The sequence below is a fragment of the Saccharopolyspora mangrovi genome (genome assembly GCF_035320975.1).
GTDB lineage: Bacteria > Actinomycetota > Actinomycetes > Mycobacteriales > Pseudonocardiaceae > Saccharopolyspora > Saccharopolyspora mangrovi.
Map to the genome: position 1 here is coordinate 1 of NZ_JAWLNX010000050.1, position 5,306 is coordinate 5,306.

A 5,306-nucleotide genomic window follows, 5' to 3' on the forward strand; every position below is an offset into this window, starting at 1 on the left:
CTCCCCGGATCGTGCGGCTCTGAAATGGGTCGTGGGTGATGGTGTGGGTGTGTTCTTTGAGAACTCAACAGTGGACTGTTTTGGTTAGTGTTCTTTATATGCCCCTAACCAACTCATCGCGGGATCTTTGTGGTTTCGTGTGGGTGGTTGGTGGTTTCTTTGAGTATCACGCTCCGACCTTTTGGGGTTGTTGAGTGTGTGCTGGGATTGTTTCAACAAGGCATTGTTGGAGAGTTTGATCCTGGCTCAGGACGAACGCTGGCGGCGTGCTTAACACATGCAAGTCGAACGATGAAGCCGCTTCGGTGGTGGATTAGTGGCGAACGGGTGAGTAACACGTGGGTAATCTGCCCTGCACTCTGGGATAAGCCTTGGAAACGAGGTCTAATACCGGATATGACACACGGCCGCATGGTCTGTGTGTGGAAAGTTCCGGCGGTGCAGGATGAGCCCGCGGCCTATCAGCTTGTTGGTGGGGTAGTGGCCTACCAAGGCGACGACGGGTAGCCGGCCTGAGAGGGTGACCGGCCACACTGGGACTGAGACACGGCCCAGACTCCTACGGGAGGCAGCAGTGGGGAATCTTGCGCAATGGGCGAAAGCCTGACGCAGCAACGCCGCGTGGGGGATGACGGCCTTCGGGTTGTAAACCTCTTTCGACAGGGACGAAGGGTGACTGACGGTACCTGTAGAAGAAGCACCGGCTAACTACGTGCCAGCAGCCGCGGTAATACGTAGGGTGCGAGCGTTGTCCGGATTTATTGGGCGTAAAGAGCTCGTAGGCGGTTTGTCGCGTCGGCCGTGAAAACCTGCAGCTTAACTGTGGGCGTGCGGTCGATACGGGCAGACTTGAGTTCGGCAGGGGAGACTGGAATTCCTGGTGTAGCGGTGAAATGCGCAGATATCAGGAGGAACACCGGTGGCGAAGGCGGGTCTCTGGGCCGATACTGACGCTGAGGAGCGAAAGCATGGGGAGCGAACAGGATTAGATACCCTGGTAGTCCATGCCGTAAACGTTGGGCGCTAGGTGTGGGGATGGGTTCCACCGTTTCCGTGCCGTAGCTAACGCATTAAGCGCCCCGCCTGGGGAGTACGGCCGCAAGGCTAAAACTCAAAGGAATTGACGGGGGCCCGCACAAGCGGCGGAGCATGTGGATTAATTCGATGCAACGCGAAGAACCTTACCTGGGTTTGACATGCACTAGACAGCCGTAGAGATACGGTTTCCCTTGTGGTTGGTGTACAGGTGGTGCATGGCTGTCGTCAGCTCGTGTCGTGAGATGTTGGGTTAAGTCCCGCAACGAGCGCAACCCTTACCCTATGTTGCCAGCGCGTTATGGCGGGGACTCGTGGGGGACTGCCGGGGTCAACTCGGAGGAAGGTGGGGATGACGTCAAGTCATCATGCCCCTTATGCCCAGGGCTTCACACATGCTACAATGGCCGGTACAGAGGGTGGCGATACTGTGAGGTGGAGCGAATCCCTTAAAGCCGGTCTCAGTTCGGATCGGGGTCTGCAACTCGACCCCGTGAAGTCGGAGTCGCTAGTAATCGCAGATCAGCATTGCTGCGGTGAATACGTTCCCGGGCCTTGTACACACCGCCCGTCACGTCATGAAAGTCGGTAACACCCGAAGCCCACGGCCTAACCCCTTGTGGGAGGGAGTGGTCGAAGGTGGGACTGGCGATTGGGACGAAGTCGTAACAAGGTAGCCGTACCGGAAGGTGCGGCTGGATCACCTCCTTTCTAAGGAGCAAATCAAACCCCGGTCTTCGGGCTGGGAGTTTCCAGATTGAATGTCCGCACGTGGCATTGTCTGGGTGCTCGATGGATTGTGGAACACACTAACGCTTCGCAGGACAGTTCACTGTTGGGTATCTGAGAGGACACACCACGCGTCTTTGGTTGGGTGTGTGGTTGTTTCTCGGGTTGTTGTTTGAGAATTGTATAGTGGGTGCGAGCATCTTTGTGGCCAAGTTTTTTAGGGCACATGGTGGATGCCTTGGTACCAGGGGCCGATGAAGGACGTGGTAGGCCGCGATAGTCCTCGGGGAGTTGTCAAACGAGCTGTGATCCGAGGGTGTCCGAATGGGGTAACCCAGCCCGAGTGATGTCGGGTTACCAGCGCCTGAATATATAGGGCGTTGGGGGGAACGCGGGGAAGTGAAACATCTTAGTACCCGTAGGAAGAGAAAACACTGGTGATTCCGTGAGTAGTGGCGAGCGAAAGCGGAAGAGGCTAAACCGTGCGCGTGGGATACCTGGTAGGGGTTGCGTGTGCGGGGTTGTGGGACACTGTTGGGAGGCGCTACCGAGCCTTCAGCATGGTTGTTCGGGCTAGTTGAACAGGTTGGGAAGCCTGACCAGAGACGGTGAGAGTCCGGTAGACGAAAGTTCGTTCGACGTGTGTGGTGGTGTTCCCGAGTAGCAGCGCTTTCGTGGAGGGTGCTGTGAATCTGGCGGGACCACTCGCTAAGCCTAAATACTTCCTGGTGACCGATAGTGGATAGTACCGTGAGGGAATGGTGAAAAGTACCCCGGGAGGGGAGTGAAATAGTTCCTGAAACCATGTGCCTGCAATCCGTCAGAGCCTCCTTTGCAGGGGTGATGGCGTGCCTTTTGAAGAATGAGCCTGCGAGTTACTGCTGCGTGGCGAGGTTAACCCGTTGGGGGTAGCCGGAGCGAAAGCGAGTCTGAATAGGGCGTGGAGTCGCGTGGTGTAGACCCGAAGCGGAGTGATCTACCCATGGCCAGGGTGAAGCGCGGGTAAGACCGTGTGGAGGCCCGAACCCACCAGGGTTGAAAACCTGGGGGATGAGCTGTGGGTAGGGGTGAAAGGCCAATCAAACTCCGTGATAGCTGGTTCTCCCCGAAATGCATTTAGGTGCAGCGTCATATGTTGCTTGGGTGGGGTAGAGCACTGGTTGGTTGATGGGCCTTCACGGGTTACTGAGATCAGCCAAACTCCGAATACGCCTGAGTTGAGTGTGGCAGTGAGACGGCGGGGGAGAAGCTTCGTCGTCGAGAGGGAAACAGCCCAGAGCATCGGCTAAGGCCCCCAAGTGTGCGCTTAGTGGGAAAGGATGTGGGATCGCTTAGACAACCAGGAGGTTGGCTTAGAAGCAGCCATCCTTGAAAGAGTGCGTAATAGCTCACTGGTCAAGTGGTCCTGCGCCGACAATGTAGCGGGGCTGAAGCGCACCGCCGAAGCCATGCCAATCTGACTTTTGTTGGGTTGGGTAGGGGAGCGTCCTGCACGAGGTGAAGCGCCGGCGTAAGCGTGGTGTGGATTGTGTGGGAGTGAGAATGCAGGCATGAGTAGCGAGTGAAGAGTGAGAATCTCTTCCGCCGGATGACCAAGGGTTCCTGGGGAAGGTTCGTCCGCCCAGGGTGAGTCGGGGCCTAAGGCGAGGCCGACAGGCGTAGTCGATGGATAACGGGTTGATATTCCCGTACCCGTGCATATGCGCCCATGACGAGGTTTCTGATGCTAACCATCCGGAAGCTGGTTGACTCTTCGGAGGAGACTGGGGACTGCATGGGACCCGAAGGGATAGTAGTCAAGTGATGGGGTGACGCAGGAGGGTAGCTCTGCCAGTGAGTGGTTGTACTGGTGTAAGCCTGTAGCCCGGTGTGTAGGTAAATCCGCACACCTTGTGGGTGAGGGGTGATGCGTAGCCGTTGTGGTGATGTGAGTGATCCCATGCTGCCGAGAAAAGCCTCTAGCGAGTGTGTGCACGGCCCGTACCCGAAACCGACACAGGTGGTCAGGTAGAGAATACCGAGGCGGTCGGGTGAACTGTGGTTAAGGAATTCGGCAAATTGCCCCCGTAACTTTGGGAGAAGGGGGGCCACTGCTGGTGAACGCCCTTGCGGTGGGAGCTGGTGGTGGTCGCAGAGGCCAGGGAGAAGCGACTGTTTACTAAAAACACAGGTCCATGCGAAGCTGTAAGGCGATGTATATGGACTGACGCCTGCCCGGTGCTGGAACGTTAAGAGGACCCGTAAAGCCCGTAAGGGTGTAGCGGAGAATTTAAGCGCCAGTAAACGGCGGTGGTAACTATAACCATCCTAAGGTAGCGAAATTCCTTGTCGGGTAAGTTCCGACCTGCACGAATGGCGTAACGACTTCTCCGCTGTCTCGACCACAGGCCCGGTGAAATTGCAGTACGAGTAAAGATGCTCGTTTCGCGCGGCAGGACGGAAAGACCCCGGGACCTTTACTATAGCTTGGTATTGGTGTTTGGTTCGGCTTGTGTAGGATAGGTGGGAGACTGTGAAGCAGGCACGCTAGTGACTGTGGAGTCGTTGGTGAAATACCACTCTGGTCGTTCCGGGCATCTAACTCGGGTCCGTGATCCGGATCGGGGACAGTGCCTGGTGGGTAGTTTAACTGGGGCGGTTGCCTCCTAAAGGGTAACGGAGGCGCCCAAAGGTTCCCTCAGCCTGGTTGGCAATCAGGTGTTGAGTGTAAGTGTATAAGGGAGCTTGACTGTGAGACTGACGGGTCGAGCAGGTGCGAAAGCAGGGACTAGTGATCCGGCACTGGCTGGTGGAAGCGGTGTCGCTCAACGGATAAAAGGTACCCCGGGGATAACAGGCTGATCTTGCCCAAGAGTCCATATCGACGGCATGGTTTGGCACCTCGATGTCGGCTCGTCGCATCCTGGGGCTGGAGTTGGTCCCAAGGGTTGGGCTGTTCGCCCATTAAAGCGGCACGCGAGCTGGGTTTAGAACGTCGTGAGACAGTTCGGTCCCTATCCGCCGCGCGCGTAGGAGACTTGCGGAAGGCTGTCCCTAGTACGAGAGGACCGGGACGGACGAACCTCTGGTGTGCCAGTTGTTCTGCCAAGGGCACGGCTGGTTGGCTATGTTCGGGAGGGATAACCGCTGAAAGCATCTAAGCGGGAAGCCTGTTCCTAGATGAGGTCTCCCACCCTGTGTGGGGTAAGGCCCCCGGTAGATGACCGGGTTGACAGGCCGGATGTGGAAGCACAGTAATGTGTGGAGCTGACCGGTGCTGATAGGCCGAGGACTTGCTCACAAAGATGTTACGCACCCACTATACGATGTCTGAGACAACAACCCACGGTTGTTGTGAACAGAATATTGTGTCAACGCAGATTGACGCCCAGAGATTTCCCGCCTGCGGGTGGGTTCAGGGTTGTCGGTGGCGATGGCGGGGAGGGTCCGCCCGGTCCCATTCCGAACCCGGTAGCTAAGCTCCCCAGCGCTGATGGTACTGCACTCGCTAGGGTGTGGGAGAGTAAGACACCGCCGACACATACCTTACGAAGCGGGGCAGG

The 5,306-nt window shown here is 57.1% G+C and carries 3 rRNA genes; all 3 read left to right on the top strand.

Features of this window, described 5'->3' with window-relative positions:
• The first annotated feature begins 223 nt into the window (after positions 1–223).
• The 3 genes from R4I43_RS34180 (at position 224) to rrf (ending at position 5,283) form a co-directional block, all read left to right on the top strand.
• A 16S ribosomal RNA gene (locus tag R4I43_RS34180) occupies positions 224–1,746 on the top strand.
• Positions 1,747–1,970: 224 nt separating this feature from the next.
• Positions 1,971–5,044 (top strand): 23S ribosomal RNA (locus R4I43_RS34185).
• Positions 5,045–5,166: 122 nt separating this feature from the next.
• Positions 5,167–5,283, top strand: a 5S ribosomal RNA gene (gene rrf, locus R4I43_RS34190).
• The 16S, 23S and 5S rRNA genes sit together here, the layout of an rRNA operon.
• The last annotated feature ends 23 nt before the right edge of the window (positions 5,284–5,306 follow it).